General features: G+C 60.2%; 11 protein-coding genes. 5 read left to right on the forward strand and 6 right to left on the reverse strand.

Annotated features, from left to right (window positions below):
* Nucleotides 1-55: 55 nt before the first annotated feature.
* The 6 genes from alsS to V1289_RS36580 all read right to left on the reverse strand — a co-directional run bounded on the left by alsS (nucleotide 56) and on the right by V1289_RS36580 (nucleotide 6891).
* A complete protein-coding gene (alsS, locus tag V1289_RS36555) occupies nucleotides 56-1720 on the reverse strand; it encodes an acetolactate synthase AlsS (RefSeq protein ID WP_334403508.1) in 1665 nt (554 codons plus the stop codon).
* A 23-nt stretch (nucleotides 1721-1743) separates the two neighbouring features.
* Nucleotides 1744-2604 (reverse strand): acetolactate decarboxylase, encoded by an 861-nt coding sequence (budA, locus tag V1289_RS36560; protein WP_334403509.1) that lies wholly within the window; start codon nucleotides 2602-2604, stop codon nucleotides 1744-1746.
* Complete coding sequence (gene poxB / locus V1289_RS36565; protein ID WP_334403510.1) at nucleotides 2595-4331, reverse strand: ubiquinone-dependent pyruvate dehydrogenase; 1737 nt, start codon at nucleotides 4329-4331, stop codon at nucleotides 2595-2597. The genes budA and poxB overlap by 10 nt, the downstream gene beginning before the upstream one ends.
* Nucleotides 4332-4384: 53 nt before the next feature.
* Nucleotides 4385-5857 (reverse strand): class II fumarate hydratase, encoded by a 1473-nt coding sequence (gene fumC, locus V1289_RS36570; RefSeq protein WP_334403511.1) that lies wholly within the window; start codon nucleotides 5855-5857, stop codon nucleotides 4385-4387.
* A gap of 152 nt (nucleotides 5858-6009) precedes the next feature.
* Nucleotides 6010-6501 carry a winged helix-turn-helix domain-containing protein gene (locus tag V1289_RS36575; protein ID WP_334403513.1) on the reverse strand — a complete coding sequence of 164 codons (492 nt, stop codon included), beginning with the start codon at nucleotides 6499-6501 and terminating at the stop codon, nucleotides 6010-6012.
* A gap of 90 nt (nucleotides 6502-6591) precedes the next feature.
* Entirely contained in the window at nucleotides 6592-6891 is a 300-nt protein-coding gene (locus tag V1289_RS36580) for a hypothetical protein (protein WP_334403515.1), read from the reverse strand.
* A 517-nt stretch (nucleotides 6892-7408) separates the two neighbouring features.
* Here V1289_RS36580 and V1289_RS36585 point away from each other — a divergent pair.
* The 5 genes from V1289_RS36585 to V1289_RS36605 all read left to right on the forward strand — a co-directional run bounded on the left by V1289_RS36585 (nucleotide 7409) and on the right by V1289_RS36605 (nucleotide 18143).
* Nucleotides 7409-8038, forward strand: a complete 630-nt coding sequence (locus V1289_RS36585; RefSeq protein WP_334403517.1) for a response regulator transcription factor — start codon at nucleotides 7409-7411, stop codon at nucleotides 8036-8038.
* Nucleotides 8039-8161: 123 nt separating this feature from the next.
* Entirely contained in the window at nucleotides 8162-8506 is a 345-nt protein-coding gene (locus tag V1289_RS36590) for a response regulator transcription factor (RefSeq protein WP_334403519.1), read from the forward strand.
* A 228-nt stretch (nucleotides 8507-8734) separates the two neighbouring features.
* Complete coding sequence (locus tag V1289_RS36595; protein WP_334403521.1) at nucleotides 8735-14686, forward strand: ATP-binding sensor histidine kinase; 5952 nt, start codon at nucleotides 8735-8737, stop codon at nucleotides 14684-14686.
* 475 nt (nucleotides 14687-15161) lie between these two features.
* The gene (locus V1289_RS36600) at nucleotides 15162-16127 is read left to right on the forward strand and encodes an AraC family transcriptional regulator (RefSeq protein WP_334403523.1); all 966 of its coding nucleotides are present in this window, start codon (nucleotides 15162-15164) and stop codon (nucleotides 16125-16127) included.
* Nucleotides 16128-16490: 363 nt separating this feature from the next.
* Nucleotides 16491-18143, forward strand: a complete 1653-nt coding sequence (locus V1289_RS36605) for an ATP-binding protein (RefSeq protein WP_334403524.1) — start codon at nucleotides 16491-16493, stop codon at nucleotides 18141-18143.
* The last annotated feature ends 4 nt before the right edge of the window (nucleotides 18144-18147 follow it).

The raw sequence follows: 18147 nt of genomic DNA on the forward strand, positions 1-18147 counted from the left end.
GCAAGCTCCGGGTTCAGTTCCACAGGCTCGATCGGGCGAGATCGCTAGCGCGGCATTAGTGGATGCTGTCTTCGTGAAGCATCTCAAAGAGCTCATGATTGTCGCGGTAGTCCACATGGACACCGACAATCACCGGTCCTTGCGTGTCGAACGCCTTCTTCATGACCGGCGCGATGTCGTCGGGCTTGTCAATCATGAGACCGGTCGCGCCGAATGCCTCGGCATACTTGATGTAGTCGATTGGACCGAAGTCGATTCCCGAAGTACGGCCGTATTTGAGTTGCTCCTGAACGGCTACCATGTCGTACCTGCCGTCGATCCAGACCATATGAACGATGTTCGCCTTGAGGCGCACGGCCGTCTCCAATTCCATAGCGGAATAGAGGAAGCCGCCATCCCCGGAGATCGAGAGAATCTTCTCCGCTGGCCGCACGATCGAAGCTGCGATGCCCCAGGGAAGGGCGACGCCCAAGGTCTGCTGGCCGTTCGTGATGAGGACCTGGCGGGGCTTGAAGCTATAGAGATGGCGAGCGATCCACAGGTGGAACGAACCCATATCCAGGCAGACCGTAATGTCACTACCGAGAAACTGCTGCAGTTCGTGGACGAGACGCAACGGATGGATCGGCAGGCCGCCGCGAGCGGCTGCTTCCTTGCTCAACAGCTTACGTTCGGCGGCGATCGTTTCGAGGATTGCCGATGAGAGCGCTGGTTTCTGCGACCGCCGAAGCTGTAGTGTCAGGGCTTGCAAAGTCTGGGCAATATCGCCAGTCAGTTCGACAAAGGGGCAATAGGAATTGTCGAGGTCCGTCGGCAGCACATCGACGTGGACGATCTTGCGCTGGTTCTTGGCGTTCCACAGCGGTGGCCAATATTCGACAGGATCATACCCAACCGTAATGACGAGATCAGCGGATTCGAGCAGCCGATCGGCCGGCTGGTTGGCGAGCTGGCCAACCCGGCCGCCGAAATTATCGAACAACATCGCACCTACGGCACCCGCTGCCTGGAAGGTTCCGACTACCGGCAGGTTGTTCTTGCCGATGAACGTCTGAAGTGCCTTAGCGTTGGCCGGCTTGCTGGCCAGCATGCCCAGGAGTACCACCGGGTTCGACGCGGCGTTGATGAGGCGCGCGGCCTCTCTGATCGCGGCGCCGTCAGCCGGACCGAGGCCGGCATAGGCCGGCGCCGGCAAGGGATCGTGCGCGCAAGGCTCGGTCATCACATCCTTTGGTAAATTGACATAGGATGCACCCGGCCGGCCGGATTCGGCCGCGCGGAAAGCGTTGGCAAGTACTTCACCGAGTTGATCCGGAGCTCCAACTGTCGCGCTGAACTTGGTAACCGGTTTCAGGATCGACACCGCATCCATCGTCTGATGGATTTGCTTCAGCGCTTCGGAGGTAGCAACGGCGCCGCCAAGCGCCACCACCGGGTCGCCCTCGGAGTTGGCCGTGGCCAGGCCGGTCGTTAGATTGGAGACACCAGGTCCCGAGGTCGTGATGGCGACACCCGCCTTGCCAGTCATGCGGCCGATGCCGCCTGCGATGAAGGCAGCGTTCTGCTCGTGACGGCAGACGACCGTCTCGATCGTCGAGTCAACAAGCGCATTGAAGACCGAGTCGATCTTGGCGCCGGGAACGCCGAAGACGTGTGTCACGCCCTGCATTTCCAAAGTGCGGACGACCAATTCGGCACCGATCTGCTGCGCTTTGTTCAAGACTTTGTGCATTGTCAGTTCTCCTAATGAGCTTGTTCGGCATAGGCGAGTTCTTCAGCGGAGTTCTTGCTAAGATCCGCCTTCAGGAAGGCTTCCGACTCCGGCAGAGCCAGGTGAAAATCCGTCAGAGCCTCGACCTTGAGCCGGAGCGGGCCGGCTTCGACGTCTAGCAGGTGTCCGCCATGCTGGCGGTCGCTTGAGAGAAAGTGAAAGTGATAGCCGGAGATGCTGAAGGCGCTCGAGAAGCCAGGCGACCACAGGCCGACCAGGGTGCCCTCTATGTCGGTGAAATTGAATTCGCTCTGCATCTTGGCCGCGTCGACGAGACGCGTGCCTGGTCGCGGTGGATTCACAGCACGGGTGCGGACCCGACTGAAGTGCCCGTCCAGGCGGATTGCATAGAAGATGTTGCCTGAATTTCGAAATTTGTCGCAACGACCCTTAAGATCCTCAAAGCTCGCAACGGATTCTATTTCGACATCGGTTTGCGGCGAGAATCGCGTCACTACCGCGAACGGCGCACCGGCGTTGGGGGTGGCTTCCGACACGTGGCCGGTGCCCTGCACCTGGTAGACTCGCCCGTCGAGCACGACCATCTCGCCATCCAGATTGGCGAAGGTGCCAAGACCGAAATCGCCATGCTGCAGGATCGACTCGACACTGACCTCTTTGTCATAGACGCCCGCGACCAGGGCGCCGGAGATCGAGATTTGAAACAGCGTGTGAACCGGCACGCCGAGGTATTGGGACAAGGCGGCCGTGACGATGGACGAGCGTGTTCCTTTGGTCCTCTGGACCTCAGCGTCCAACGCTTTCTTAAGCGATGCCGGAATGGTCATGTCCAAATTTGCCATCAGTTCTCTCCAATTGACCTTCAGGCCCACAGGTTCGATTTGGCGAGATCGACAAGATCGTCGCCGCGGCCGTTGAAGACGGCTTTCACCATGTAGAGCGTGAAGCCTTTGGCCATTTCGACAGTAATGGCGGGCGGGATAGGAAGCACCGTCCGGCTCACCACCGCATCGACCAGAACCGGTCCGTTATGGGCAAGTGCGGCAGCGATGCCCTTCTCGACGTCGGCGGGATCCTCAAGCCGGATTCCGCGCACGCCACATGCTTCGGCCATCGCGGCAAAGTTCGGATTCTTGAACTCGGTACCGAAGTCGAGAAAGCCAGTGGACTTCTGCTCGATCTCGATGAAGCCGAGCGCGCTGTTGTTGAACACCACGACCTTCACCGGCAGGCCAAGCTGCGCAAGGCTTAGAAAATCACCCATCAGCATGGTGAAACCACCATCACCCGACAGCGAGATCACCTGCCGGCCTGGAAACGCCGTCTGCGCGCCAATCGCGTGCGGCATCGCATTGGCCATCGAGCCATGCCAGAACGATCCGATCAGCCGCCGCTTGCCGTTCATCGCGAGATAGCGCGCAGCCCACACCGTCGGCAGACCGACGTCGCAGGTGAAGATGGCGTCCTGCGAAGCTTGATCGCTGATCGCTTTGGCAACCTGCTGCGGGTGGATCGGTTTGCGACCGGGCTTGCTGACCGCAAGCGCATCGAGATCCTTGCGCGCCTTGCGGTAATGTTCCGTCGCTCGGTCGAGATGGGTACTGTCGCGCGTCTTCGTGATGAGCGGCAGCACGCTTTCAATGGTCGCGCGAACGTCGCCCACCACGCCGAGATCGACCGGCGCACGGCGGCCGATCTGTTCGGGCCGCACATCCACTTGCGCGATACGAACCCCGGCGCTGCGCGGATAGAACTGGCGATATGGAAAATCGGTGCCGAGCATCAAGAGGATGTCGCAATCGAGCATGGCGTAGTAACCGGAGGAGAATCCAATCAACCCGGTCATGCCGACGTCAAAAGGATTGTTCCACTCGACATGCTCTTTGCCTCGGAAGGCATGCACGATGGGAGCCTTCAGGCGATCGGCCAGCGCAAGGACTTCATCATGAGCGCCTTGGCATCCCGAGCCGCACAGCATGGTCACTCGGCCATCGCCGTTGAGGAGCGCCGCGAGTCGATCCACATCTGCGCGCGTCGGCATCGTCGCGGCCTGGCTGGGCAGCAGGCCAGCTGCTTTCGGCGGCGGCGCGTCCGCGGCGGGCTGAAGGGCGATGTCGCCCGGAACTACCACGACCGAGACGCCGCGATTGCCCACCGCTTGCCGGATCGCGATCTCCAAAGTGCGGGGCATCTGGTCGGCTCCCGAGATCAACTCGCAATAGTGGCTGCACTCCTTGAACAGAGTCTCCGGATGGGTTTCCTGGAAATATCCGGCGCCGAGCTCGGCCGACGGGATTTGCGCCGCAATAGCAAGCACTGGCACGCGCGACCTTTGACAATCGAACAGGCCATTGATGAGGTGCAGATTGCCCGGGCCGCAGCTTCCGGCGCAGACCGCGAGCTCTCCCGTGAGGTGCGCCTCAGCACCGGCTGCGAAGGCAGCGACTTCTTCGTGCCGCACATGGACCCACTCGATCTTGCCCTGGCGACGGATCGCATCGGTCAGCCCGTTCAAGCTGTCACCGACAATGCCATAGATCCGCTTGACGCCGGCGGCAGCAAGCGTCTCTGCAAATTGGTCAGCGACTGTTTTGGCCATGACTAAATCGTCTCCATCGATGGAATCGGAAATTCCCTTGGGTCTCCGGCTTCCTAACGCGCCGACATGCTGGTCTTGGCGAGGTCAATTGCTTTGGCGACGTAGGGCCTGACCATCTTTGCGGGATCGACGACGCGGTCGAACTCCTGCTCGGTAACGAAGCCGAGTTTCAGCGCCGCTGCCTTGAGGGTGAGATCGTTGTCCATCGCGTAATGCGCGATCTTGGACGCCTTGTCGTAGCCGATCACCGGCGCCAGCGCCGTAACGAGCATCAGGGAGCGGTCGACATACTCCTTGATCTTCTTCACGTTCGGCCTGGTTCCTTCGACCAGGTACTTGCGGAAATTCGTACAGCCGTCGGTCATGATCGTGATCGAATGCGCGATGTTGTGGATCATCAGCGGCTTGTAGACGTTCATCTCGAGATAGCCGCCGGCGCCGCCGAATCCGACGGCGACATCGTTCGCCATCACCTGCACGGCGATCATGGTCAACGCCTCGGCCTGGGTCGGATTGACCTTGCCTGGCATGATCGACGAGCCCGGTTCATTCTCGGGAATCATGAGTTCGGCGAAGCCGGCGCGCGGACCGCAGGACATCAACCGGATGTCGTTGCCGATTTTATAGAGCGAGACTGCCAGCGTGCGGAATGTGCCGGAAAGCTGCACCAGCGCGTCATGCGAGCCCTGCACGGTGAATTTGTTCGGTGCGCTGACAAAGGGCAGACCCGTCAGCTTGGCAATTTGGGCAGCGGCTGCATCGGCAAAACCGGGCGCGGCGTTGATCCCGGTGCCGACTGCGGTGCCGCCGAGGGCCAACCGATAAACTCCCTTGAGCGCGTCTCCAATGCGTTCAAGATCATCGGCCAGCATGCCGGCATAGCCAGACCATTCCTGCCCTAATGTAATCGGTGTAGCATCTTGCATGTGGGTTCGGCCGATCTTGACGACGTCATCCCATTCGGTTGCCTTGGTGGCGATCGCGTCGTGTAGTGCCTTTACTGATGGAACGAGGCGTTGCGTCACATTCACCGCGGCAGCGTTGTACATCGCGGAGGGAAAGCTGTCGTTCGACGATTGCGACATGTTGACGTGGTCATTCGGGTGAACCGGCTTCTTGCTGCCGAGCGGCGTGCCCGCTAGTTGGCAGCATCTGTTGGAGATCACCTCGTTCACATTCATGTTGAACTGAGTGCCGCTGCCGGTCATCCAGACGTGCAGCGGGAACATGTCGTGATGCTGGCCACCGAGGATCTCATCGCAGACCTGAACGATCAGCTTGTGGGCCTGATCGTCGAGCCGTTTGCCGGAATGGTTTGCATTTGCGGCCGCCTTCTTAAGGGTCGCATAGGCCGTGATCATTTCGCGCGGCATAAGGTCTTTGCCGATGCTGAAATGCTCAAGCGAGCGTTGCGTCTGCGCACCCCAGAGCATAGCGGCCGCAACATCGACTGCGCCAAGGCTGTCCATCTCTCTGCGAATGCTGCTATTCAAGTCGCAGTTTGAATTTTGTTTTGATTCCGCCATTCGAATTCTCCGGTTTGACATTGAACTTCCGGCCCAGCGATGCTGACCTCGATCTGCGACGATCACCCCTTGACGCCATGCGAGCATCGCTGCCGTCGGGCAGGAGCCTTGCGCGTCCTTCAACATTTGCAGAGAGGCCGGGTCCGCGCACGTTAGACATTGTTAGAATTTGTTTGAGTCAGCTCTCTCTGCTTGAGCCCCCGCAGTCCAGGTAAGTTCTTCGCGAGCGCTGGAGTCGCGCTGAGAACGAATCCTACGCCGCGGACATTGCGAATCATGGGGGCTTCGTTCGGTCCGTCGATCTTTGAACGCAGCCGACCCATATGCACATTGATACGGTTGGTCTCCGGGACGAATTTATAGTGCCACACATCTTTGATGAGGTTCGCGCAAGTCAGCACTTGGTCGCTCCGCTGCATCATGTACTTGAGCAACTGGAATTCGCGCGGCCGCAGATCGATCGGCCGGTTGCCACGCCTTGCTGTGCGATCGATGAGGTCGAGCTCCAAAAATCCCACGCGCAGCACCGTTTCGCGTGGTTCGACCGGCGAGCGAACCCAAGGTTCCATTCCTGGGATTATGATCACTATCGACAGGGGCCGTTTGCCAAGGCTGCCCATCTCTCTGCGAATGTTGCTGCTCATGCTTTTTGACCTCCTTGAAAGATCACGGCGAGCCACGCCGCACTCGCTGATGTGCCGTCGGCTGCCGAAGTTGATTCAGAGCTCCTGTGCTCACTGCTCCGTTCGATGCGGGCCCGCGACCGCCCCAAACCGGCTGGGATGTCTGGAAACGATGTCGGCAAGCGTTTCGTTGACGCGCCTGGCGATGTTGCGTGCCTCTTGCCCCGTCGCGTGGTTGGCCGAGTCAGGGTCGGAGAGGACGCACGCCGAGATGTCATGCTCGTCCATATACGAGATCGCGCTTTCGACAGACCAGTCGGGCTGCTTTTGCCCAGGTCCCACCGGCGCACCCTGTCCGTAAGGCAGGATAGGATGTGAATGTACGTCGATGATTTTGGCAGGACCAGCCATCGGAGTACCTCATGATCAGAGCGGAACAACAGTACGAAGAACTGAACCGCATCAAGCCACTGCATTTCTCACCTCTGCACGGTCGCTCCAGCGGTCGAAGTCCGCTCCGTTTCGCCGAAAGGGTTGCTTCGCTGTTGCACATCCGTTGAGAAGTTGAACGTGCAGCGCTGTCGTCGCCAGGTCGTGACTCCAGAATTGCAGAGAAGCCGCGTCTCGGCACGTTAGACGCTGTTGAATTTCGTTAGCCTCGGCCTTCTCTGTCTGAGCTTTCCGCGTGCAATTTCAAAGTGGAGTGTGGGTGTCGAGCAAATGTGCCGGCCAGCACTCCGGTCGTCTTCGCGCGATGAGCCAGTAAAGATATCCGTGGAACGTGACGATAGGCGCCGTTCCCATGAGGGGCGATAGGTCGCGCCTACGTCAGACCAATGGCTCCGTTGGCTCATACCTTGGTTTGATCCACATCACGATTTCTGCCATGCTACAGGTGGCTTGACGTTACCGTATACGGCCCACACCAATGCCGTTCGAGACGAGCGATAGGGCGGTTGTGCACGTGGTCGACGACGACGCTGCCCTGCGCGGCGCGTTGGAGAGCCTGTTCGACTCGGTGGGACTTGACACCCTAACCTACGGAGCGGCTCGCGACTTTCTTGACGCGAGCCTTGCGGATAAGCCCGGATGCATCGTTATCGACATCCGCTTGCCCGATATGAGCGGGCTCGAGTTCCAGGCCCAACTCACCCAGTTGGGCGTTCGCCTGCCGGTGATCATGATGACCGGATATGGCGATATTCCGATGTCGGTCCGCGCGATGAAGCGAGGCGCGATGGAGTTTCTTTCGAAGCCATTCCGTGATCAGGACATGCTCGATGCCGTCATGGCGGCCATCGAACGCGACCGCCAGCGGCGGACTGCCGACGACAATGCTTCGCAGGTGCGACAACGGTTCGGAACACTGACCCCTCGCGAACAGCAGGTGATGATGCTGGTGACATCCGGGAAGATGAACAAACAGGTGGCCGGAGAACTTGGAGTAAGCGAGATCACGGCGAAAATTCATCGAGGTGCGGCCATGCGCAAGATGGGCGCACGGACATTGGCTGACCTCGTGCGGATGGCCGACGTGGTCAAGCCCAAGTCCCCGTAAACGTTGGGTAACACCTCTGTATAATGTCGTGGTGCCCCGGCCAGATGCAACAACTGCTCTCTCGCCACCACCGACCCGCACCCATACACGAGGATGATGGTGTCAAGAGAGCCCTTAATCGCCGTGGTCGACGACGACGAGCCCTTCCGACTAGCGCTGGTCGATTCGCTCTGTTCGTTGGAATACCGCGCGCGCGGGTTTGCATCCGCGGAGGATTTTTTTGCCGCAAACGGGGAAAGCTCGTGCGACTGCGTCGTCACCGACATTCATCTGCCCGGAATGAGCGGGCTTGATTTCCAGCGACTGCTTATGGCGCGTGATTTGCGATTGCCTGTCATCATGATTACTGCGCGCGGAGAGCCGGGGTTGGAAGCTAGGGTGGCAGCCAGTGGCGCTGTCTGCCTGCTCAGAAAGCCATTTGGAGCAGATGCCCTGATTGGCTGTCTCGAAAAGGCTTTGGACGTCTGATCCCAGCGCCGCTTGACGGTCTCCGAGTTGCGCGCATGGCGACCGCACTCAATCCCCGGTCGCCGCCATGATTTGGGCCGCAACCGCGGCGCAACCGTCGTCGTCTAGCCACAATATAGCATCGATCGTGATATGTTCGCGTTTTTAGCCTCTGTTTTTGGATTGACGGGCCAGAGCAAACGTCACCTAATCAACGTACTAGAGCAGTCCTCCTGGCAGGAGGCCCTCGTGAACGAGCTCTTGAGCTACGCATTCTCGCCCCTGAGGGAGGGAGACATCGCCCTCTACCGGGGCTCCGGCAACGGCCTGGCGCCGATCCTGCTTGTTGCCGCGGAGGAAACGTCGCTCGGTTGCGTCCAGCGGCTCGAACACGAATATGCGCTCAAGGCCGAACTTGACGCAGGCTGGGCGGCGCGACCCGTCGCGCTCACGCACCACAACGGCCACATGACGCTGGTGCTGGAGGATCCCGGGGGTGTACCGCTCGATCGACTGCTTGGCCGGCCGCTCGACCCGTCGCATTTCCTGCGCATCGCGATTCCGCTGGCGGCGGCGCTCCGCCAAATGCACGAGCGAGGCCTGATTCACAAGGATATCAAGCCGGCAAATTTCCTGGTGGACGCTGCAAGCGGCGCGGTGTGGTTGACCGGGTTCGGCATTGCCTCGTGTCTGCCGCGCGAGCATCAAGCCCCCGCGCCGCCGGAAGTGATCGCGGGCACGCTCGCCTACATGGCGCCGGAACAAACCGGCAGGATGAACCGCTCGGTGGACTCCCGCAGCGATCTCTATGCCCTGGGCGTCACCCTCTACGAAATGTTGACGGGGCAGCTCCCCTTCACCGCCGCCGATCCGATGGAGTGGGTGCACTGCCATATCGCGCGGCAACCGGTGCCGCCCAACGAGCGGGTCGCGGTCATACCGGAGCCGCTCTCGGCGATTGTGATGAAGCTCCTCGCCAAGACCGCCGAGGAGCGCTACCAAACCGCCGCTGGTGTCGAGGCCGATCTGCGGCGCTGCCTGACGGAATGGGAGGCGGCTGGTCGCATCGAGCCATTCCAGCTGGGCATGCACGACACTTCGGACCGGTTGCTGATTCCGGAGAAGCTCTACGGCCGGGAGCGCGAGATTGAGGCACTGATCGCGCTCTTTGACCGGGTCGCAGCGAACGGCACCTCGGAACTCGTGCTCGTCTCCGGCTATGCCGGGATCGGCAAATCCTCGGTCGTGAACGAGCTGCACAAGGCGCTCGTACCGCCGCGTGGCCTGTTCGCGTCGGGCAAGTTCGACCAGTACAAGCGCGACATCCCGTACGCCACCCTGGGCCAGGCATTCCAGAGCCTTGTCCGCTCGCTCCTCACCGAGAGCGAGGAGGAGCTTGGCCAGTGGCGGGGTGCACTGCGCGACGCGCTGGGCCCTAATGGACAGCTCATCGTCAACCTCGTTCCCGATCTGGAGCTCGTGATCGGAAAACAGCCGCCCGTCGGTGACCTGCCACCGCAGGATGCGCAGAACCGCTTCCAGATGGTGTTCCGGCGCTTCCTCGGGGTGTTCGCGCGCAAGGAGCACCCGCTCGCGCTGTTCCTCGATGATTTGCAATGGCTTGATGCAGCGACGCTCGACCTCCTCATGCACCTGGTCACGCATCCAGAGGTGCGGCACCTGCTGCTGGTCGGGGCCTACCGTGACAACGAGGTCGGCCCCACGCACCCGCTTCTGCGGACGCTGGAGGCGATCCGCGCGGTCGACGCGAGTGTGCATGAGATCGTGCTGGCGCCCCTCGGGCTCGACGATCTTGGCCGGCTCATCGCCGACGCGCTCCACTGCGAGCCGGAGCGCGAGCGGCCATTGGCGGAGCTCGTTCAGGAGAAGACCGACGGCAATCCGTTTTTCGCGATCCAGTTCTTCACCGCGCTGGCCGAAGAGGGGCTGCTGGCATTCCACCCGGTTACGGGGGCTTGGCGATGGGACATCAACCGCATCCGTGCCAAGAGCTACACCGACAACGTGATGGATCTCATGGCCGGGAAGCTGAGACGGTTTTCTTCCGCCACCCAGGAAGCCCTGAAACAGCTCGCCTGCCTGGGCAACGGCGCCGAGATCGCGACGCTGGCCATGGTTCACGGGGAAACAGAGGAGGCGATGCACGCGGCTCTCTGGGAAGCCGTCCGCGCCGGGCTCGTCTTTCGCGAGGACAGCGCCTACAAATTCCTGCACGACCGGATCCAGCAGGCGGCCTATTCACTGATTCCCGACGAGCACCGTGCCGACATCCACCTGCGCATCGGCCGCGTGCTGCTCGCGAGCATGACGGTGGACGAACTCGCCGAGCATCTGTTCGATATCGCAAATCAGCTCAATCGGGGCGCCGCACGGCTGATCGACCGGGACGAGAAAGCGCAAGTGGCGGCGATCGATCTGCGTGCCGGGCGAAAGGCCAAGGCGTCGGCAGCCTATGCGTCGGCGCGCGCGTATCTAGCAGCCGGCATGGCCCTACTCGACGATCGAGACTGGGGCAGTCAGTACGAGTTGACATTCAGCGTGTGGCTCGAACACGCGGAATGCGAGTTTCTGAGCGGTCACTTAGACAAGGCCGAGCAATTGATTGTCGAGTTGCTGCAGCGCGCGGCCTGGAAAGTCGACCAGGCGGCCGTCTACCACCTGAAGGTACAGTTCCATGTCGCGAAGTCAGAGAACCTGCGAGCCGTGGACAGCGCGCTCACGTGCCTGCGCCTATTCGGCATTGACTTGCCGACACACCCGACCCAGGAACAGGTCCAGGCCGAATACGAGGCGGTCTGGCAGTCCCTCAATGGGCGCCCGATCGAGAGCCTGATTGATCTGCCCCTGATGAGCGATCCGGAACTTCAGGCCGTCATGCAGGTGCTCGCGGTCCTCGGTCCTCCCGCCTACTTTACCGACTTCCGTTTGTATTGCTTGCAAGTGTGCCGGATGGCGAACGTCAGTATGCAGCACGGGTCGACCGGCGCTGCCGCGCACGCCTATGGCTATTTGGGAATTGTGCTCGCGGCGGTCTTTCACCGTTATCGCGATGCCTACGATTTCGCCGAACTCGCCTGCGATCTGGTCGAGAAGCACGGCTTTATTGCCTACCAGTCGAAGGTCTACTCGGCGATGGCAGCGGTTGCCTTTTGGACGCAGCCGATAGCGAGTGTGATCGATTTCATGCGGACGGGCATTCGCAGGGCAATCGAGACGGGTGATCTGTACTTTGCCTGCTACGGCATGCATGGATGTGTCACGTGCCTTCTCCTGCGGAGCGATCCACTCGATGTTGTCTGGCGCGAGTCGGAGCTGGCGCTGGACTTCGCCCAGGAAGCTAAGTACGGCGACACGTCCCACGTCATCATAAGTCAGCAACGCTTCATCGCGACCATGCAGGGCCGGACCGCGACCTTCTCCAGCTTCAGCGACACGCGGTTCGACGAGGCGACATTCGAGGCGCTGCTGACCGCGGACTGCATGAGCTTGACGATCGCCTGGTACTGGATCCTCAAATTGAAGGCACGGTTCCTGTCAGGCGACTACCCCGAGGCTCTCGCGGCGGCCGACAAAGCAAAGCCGCTGCTTTCGGCCACATTCGTGCTGATAGAGCTGCTTGACTACCATTACTACACCGCACTGACGGTCTCAGCGCTCTATGAGAACGTGTCGGCCGACGAGCAGCAAGAGTGGCACGAACTCCTGACGGCGCACCGGAAGCAACTGCGCGAGTGGGCCGAAAACTACCCGGCGACGTTCGCTGACAAGTACGCCCTGGTGTCGGCGGAGATCGCCCGCCTCGAACGGCGAGACGCCGATGCAATGCGTCTGTACGAGCAGGCCATTCAGTCGGCTCGCGAGCACGGCTTCGTCCAGAACGAGGGCCTGGCCCATGAGTTGGCCGCGCGGTTCTTCACGGCGCGCGGCTTCGATACGATCGCCCACGCCTGTCTGCGGGAGGCGCGGCGCTGCTATCTTCGCTGGGGCGCGGCTGGCAAGGTGCGGCAACTCGAACAGCTTCATCCGCATCTCCGCGACGCACCAGTCCCTGCATCTCCCACCACTACCATTGGCACGCCCGTCGAGCAGCTGGATGTCGGGACGGTGCTCAAGGCCGCGCAGGCGGTGTCCAGTGAGATCGAACTCGAAAAGCTCATAGAGACGCTGCTGCGGATCGCCGTCGAGCATGCCGGCGCCGAGCGTGGCTTGCTCATCCTGTTCCCGGGCGACGAACCACGGATCGAGGCGGAGGCGACGACCGGCCGCGGTCGGGTCGAGGTCATGCTGCGCGAGGCGGCCGTGTCTCCGGCCGAGCTTCCCGTATCCATGCTGCATTACGTGATGCGGACGCGGCAAAGCGTGATCCTTGATGACGCCGTGGTGCAGAATCCGTTCTCGGCGGACGAGTACATCTGCCAGAAGTTCGCCCGATCGGTCCTCTGCCTGCCCTTGGTCAAACAGTCCAAGCTGATCGGGGTGCTCTATCTCGAAAACAAGTTGGCGGCGCACGTGTTCACGCCCGCGCGGATCGCGGTACTGGAACTGCTGGCATCTCAAGCGGCGATTTCGCTGGAGAACGCCCATCTGTACAGCGATCTCAGGGAACGGGAGGCCAGGATACGTGGCCTAGTCGATTCGAACATCATCGGGATCGTGATCTGGGATGTTCAGGGCCGGATCATCGATGCCAACCAGGCCTTTCTTGATATTGTCGGATATGCCCGGGAAGATCTCGTTTCAGGTCGGCTGCGATGGACAGAGCTGACGCCGGCCGAATGGCGCGATGCCGACGACCAGGCCTTGGCAGAGCTGAAAACGTTTGGAACGGTGCAACCGCGTGAGAAAGAGTACTTCCGCAAAGACGGCAGCCGGGTGCCGATTCTAATCGCCCGCGCGCTTTTCACGTGGAAACAAGACGAGGGGGTTGCCTTTGTTCTCGACATGACCGACCGCAAGCGGGCAGAAGAGATGCTGCGCGCCAGCGAGCAGCGATATCGGCACCTTTTTGAGCAAATGCCGATCGCCATGTGGCAAGTCGACGGGCGTGGCATTGCGGACTTGTTCGCTGGCCTGCGAGCCGCCGGCGTGACGGATTTGGGCACCTACCTGGATCAGGATCCGGATTTCCTGCTTCGCTTGATGGACGCTCTCATCGTGGAAGAGGTGAACGAACACGCAATCAAGATGTTTGGCGCAAAGGATCGGAATCAGCTGTTGGGACCTAGCGGATTTTTTTGGCAAAGAAGGCCCGATACGTTCCGACGCGCAATGGAATCCAGGTTCCGCGGACTGCCTACGTTTCAGGAAGAAACGAAGTTTGTCATGCTAGACGGCCGCGAAGTCGACGTCCTGTTCACCGCCGCCAGGTTGGAATCGATCGGCGCGGGTGGAGTCGGCCTTGGCGGAGCTATCGACATAACAGACCGAATTCGCGCCCAGGAACGGCTTCAGCAAGTGCAGGCGGATTTCGCGCACGCGGCGCGGCTTTCTGTGCTCGGGGAGATCGCTGCGTCGATCGCGCACGAGGTCAACCAGCCTCTGGCCGCCGTGCGGACCAACGGCGAAACCGGGCTGCGTTGGCTCGATCGACCCGAGCCGAACATCCCGAAAGCGCGCGAATTAATGCAACGTATCCTCAATGATGCCGATCGCGCTGCCGATATCATCGCGCGAATTCGGGCGATGGTAACAGGGCGGCCGCCGCAACAGACCGCACTGGCGCTCCATGACGTGATCACGGAGTCGATGCTCTTCCTTCGCCATGAGCTCCAATCCAAAGGGGTCTCCGTTTCCCTCGAGTTGGCGCCGGCGCTTCCTCAGGTGACTGGGGATCGCACCCAGCTTAATCAGGTGATCGTGAATCTGGTGATCAATGCCGTGCAGGCGATGGTGCAGTCGGGAACGGGGCGCCGCAGCATTTTCATTCGGACCGCACTGTCCGATCCCGAAACGGTGCGCTGCGTTATCGAGGACAGCGGCCCGGGAATAGACCCGACGCATCTCCCCCGTCTTTTTGACAGTTTCTTTACGACAAAGGATACCGGCATGGGCATGGGCCTGTCGATCTGCCGATCCATCATGGAAGCGCATGACGGCCACATTGAAGCCGATAACATGTCCGCTCTGGGCGGAGCCCGGTTCAGTTTTGCCTTGCCCGCGAATCAGGCTTCGGCAGGCTGAGACTCCATACGATCCGCGGGTCTTTCATACGTCATCGACCCTCCGGTGTTCGGTGGCCACGGGCCAAACGCGCCGAGGTTTTGTTCCACCTATACGTTGATATGAGTTCTCTTTCCGGAAAGTGGATGGGCGCATGCGCAATCGCGCGTAGGATGGGTTCCACGCGCTTTTGAGGAGAACGGCCGCGACGATGACCAGCTCAAATTCGTCCGGTCTTTTCGCGGCGCGCCGATCCGGCGCGTAGTCATTCAAGACGCGCTAGGCGATTTGCCAGATATGCAACGTCGCAATGAAAGGAAGGCCGATGTTGAACAAAGTTTTCTCAGAAATAGGAAATGTGGACGCGCGACGCGACGCCGACGTCTTCCTTGAAATACTCCTGAGCGAGGGCGCCAATAGAGCCTTGCCGGGAAACCGGTCGGGGAAAACAAATATGCGTCCCTAGCTTGCCGATGAAACGCCAGGAGGGACCTTGGTGACAAGCTTTCCGGGAATGGCGCGCCGGGGCGCAGAAACACCGACTTTCGCCGACCTTGTCGCTCCGGCAAAGATCATCCTTCCGGAGATCGAGTGGCGGAAGCGTCCGGTCAGGAAGGGCGCGCCCCCGGATGCAGGGCATCGCGTAACACTCGCCCGCTGGACGGTGACGAAGCCAGTCAAGCCATTGGAGATGGAGGCGAACCATCCCGATGACTCGCACCTCATCACATTTCCTCTCGTTCCCAGCTCACTAGAATTCTTCTTTGCAGGTAAGCAGGTCATAAGCGGAAAAATTCAGATGGACGCCGTCTTGATAACGGGTCCCGGAGAACCGAGTCGCACCGTTTTCACCAACACATTCGATTGCGTACGTATTTATCTCTCCCAGTCATTTCTCGCCGAGTGTTTTACAGAAATCTATGGACACTCGCCCACTGGCCCAATCGAGCTTTTTGATCCTCACTTCATGGCCGATTCCGTCGTCTTTCAATTGGCCAGCCTGCTGGCACAAGTTGATGACGATGGAGGTCCAGCCGGACCGACCTTTGTCGATGGCGTAAGCATAGCGCTCGCCTCTCGCCTTTTTACGCTTAATTCGATGAGGGGTGGGGCTCTCGCATCGAATAGGTCCGCGCCTCTTCCCAAATGGCGATTGAAGCGCGCCGTCGACTACATCGAAGCCAACCTGACCAGGCCGGTCTATTTGGCTGAACTCAGCAATGTCGCCGGTCTGACTCGGATGCACTTCGCTGCCCAATTTCGTGCGGCAACCGGATGTTCTCCCTATAACTACATCCTGAGAAGGAAGGTGGCGTATTCACAACGGCTCCTTCTCGATCCGCAGTTGTCGATAGCCGATGTGGCCGCCGTGATGGGCTTCAGTTCGCAAGCGCATTTTACCGTCGTCTTCAAGAGGGTGGTCGGCAAGACACCCGTTCGCTGGCGTCGATCCTCTCGCTAACGGCTGCTCATTTCGAGCGCCTCGGACATCTCAACGTCGATGCCGAGCGTGTCATGACCGTAACTGACCAATCGAATCGAAAATTGCCATGTTCCAATCAAGAGTTCCCCATAATTGCTGGATGCAGAGATGCTTCATTTTTGATTTTTCCCCGTTCGATTTGAACAATCCGAGGTCGATTCTGAAAGACGATTGCGTAGCTAGATGCCAGGTTGCGGCTGGACGAACTCGTCTCGATCCATGAAGGTCGTCAAGCGCCTGTAAGGTACCAGTTCTAATCGACAACTTCATTCAGCAGAACAGAGGTCGTGCCGCCGTCATTGAAAATGCAATCGGAGCGGGGGCATATTTGGGCGAGAAGAAATGAATATCATGGATGCGCGGTCTAGATGGTCTGCTTCTCAGAACGTGATCTGTTTTGGTCCATTTCGTCTGTCCGCCTCGGCGCGAGTCCTGGAAAAAGAGGGCGGCCCGGTTCAGCTTGGCAGCCGCGCCCTCGACATTCTTATCGCTCTCGTCGAACGCCCGGCCGAAGTGGTCAGCAAGAGGGAGCTAATCGCAAGAGTATGGCCGGACCTTGTGATCGATGAGGGCAGCCTTCGCTTTCATATCCTGGCGTTGCGCAAGGCGCTTGGGCAGGGGCGATCGAGCACGCGCTATGTGACCAATGTGTCGGGCCGCGGCTACTGTTTTGTCGCACCGATTTCGCGTGTCGCAAGTTCTCCTGCGCTCTTGAGCAATTCGCTCGCATATTCGCCTGTCGGGCTCCCCCCAAGTCCGACCAGAATGGTGGGACGCGACGAAACGGTCCAACGTATCTCGGAAGAACTGATCGCGCGGCGCTTCTTGACCATCGTGGGTCCGGGCGGGATCGGCAAAACCACGGTTGCCACCGCGGTCAGCCATAGCATGCTCGCCGCCTTCGACGGCGCAGTCCATTACGTCGACTTTGGGCCACTGGGAACGCCGTCTCTTGTACCCAACATGGTCGCGTCGACCGTGGGCTTGCCCGGCAATTTCGATGATCAGCTTGCTGCGCTACCCGCTTTCCTGCGCGACAGGCGCATGCTGCTGGTGCTCGATAGCTGTGAGCATCTGATCGGGACGATTGCGCCATTGGCGGAGCGCATCTTCCGGGAGGCTCCAGAGGTCCATGTCCTGGCGACGAGCCGGGAACCGCTGCAGGTTGAAGGTGAGAAGGTCCATCGAATACAGCCGTTGGCCGTCCCCCCTGATGATGAACCGTTGACGGTAGCCCGCGCGCTCACCTTTCCGGCCGTCCAACTGTTTGTTGAGCGCGCTGCTGCGGACGGCACTGGTTTCGAGTTGAATGATGCCGACGCACCGATCGTTGGCAGAGTCTGCCGCAAACTCGACGGGATTGCCCTTGCGCTCGAACTTGCCGCCGGGCGCGTTGGCGCCTATGGAATCACAGGGATTGCGTCGCTTCTCGATGGGCCATGCAGGCTGCTGTGGCAGGGACGACGCACGGCGTCACCCCGGCATCAGACGCTAAGCGCGATGCTCGACTCGAGCTACAATCTGCTCCCTGAATCCGAACGCCTGATTTTCCGCAGGCTCTCGGTGTTCGTCGGAGCCTTTTCTCTCGAGGCCGCGCAATTCGTCGCTGCTGGGGACATCCTAGAGAGAGAGCAAATCGCCGAGGCCATCGCAGGTCTGGTCACAAAATCCCTTGTCGCGGTGGAGACGAGCCACACGGGGACGCTCTATCGGCTGCTAGATACTACCCGCGCTTACGCCCTGGCAAAAACGATAGACAGCGGCGAAAGAAACACAATCGCGCGACGGCACGCAATCTACTATCGCGAATTCCTGGAGCGTATCGAGATCACCTTCCTTACTTGTTCCAAAAACGATGGCGCCGCCGAACGCTGGAGGCATGTAAGCAATGCGCGGGCTGCCTTGGAATGGAGCTTCTCGGAGCAGGGAGACAAGGAGCTCGGCACCGCGCTCGCGGCAGCGTCAGCTCCGCTCTTTCTTGAATTGTCGTTATGATGGA

The sequence above is a fragment of the Bradyrhizobium sp. AZCC 2289 genome (genome assembly GCF_036924615.1).
In the GTDB taxonomy this organism is placed as follows: domain Bacteria; phylum Pseudomonadota; class Alphaproteobacteria; order Rhizobiales; family Xanthobacteraceae; genus Bradyrhizobium.

Coding starts and splice junctions, on each gene's coding strand:
- poxB (WP_334403510.1), bottom strand. CDS start 4,331: ATGGCCAAAACAGTCGCTGACCAATTTGCAGAGACGCTTGCTGCCGCC.
- fumC (WP_334403511.1), bottom strand. CDS start 5,857: ATGGCGGAATCAAAACAAAATTCAAACTGCGACTTGAATAGCAGCATT.
- V1289_RS36575 (WP_334403513.1), bottom strand. CDS start 6,501: ATGAGCAGCAACATTCGCAGAGAGATGGGCAGCCTTGGCAAACGGCCC.
- V1289_RS36580 (WP_334403515.1), bottom strand. CDS start 6,891: ATGGCTGGTCCTGCCAAAATCATCGACGTACATTCACATCCTATCCTG.
- V1289_RS36585 (WP_334403517.1), top strand. CDS start 7,409: ATGCCGTTCGAGACGAGCGATAGGGCGGTTGTGCACGTGGTCGACGAC.
- V1289_RS36605 (WP_334403524.1), top strand. CDS start 16,491: ATGAATATCATGGATGCGCGGTCTAGATGGTCTGCTTCTCAGAACGTG.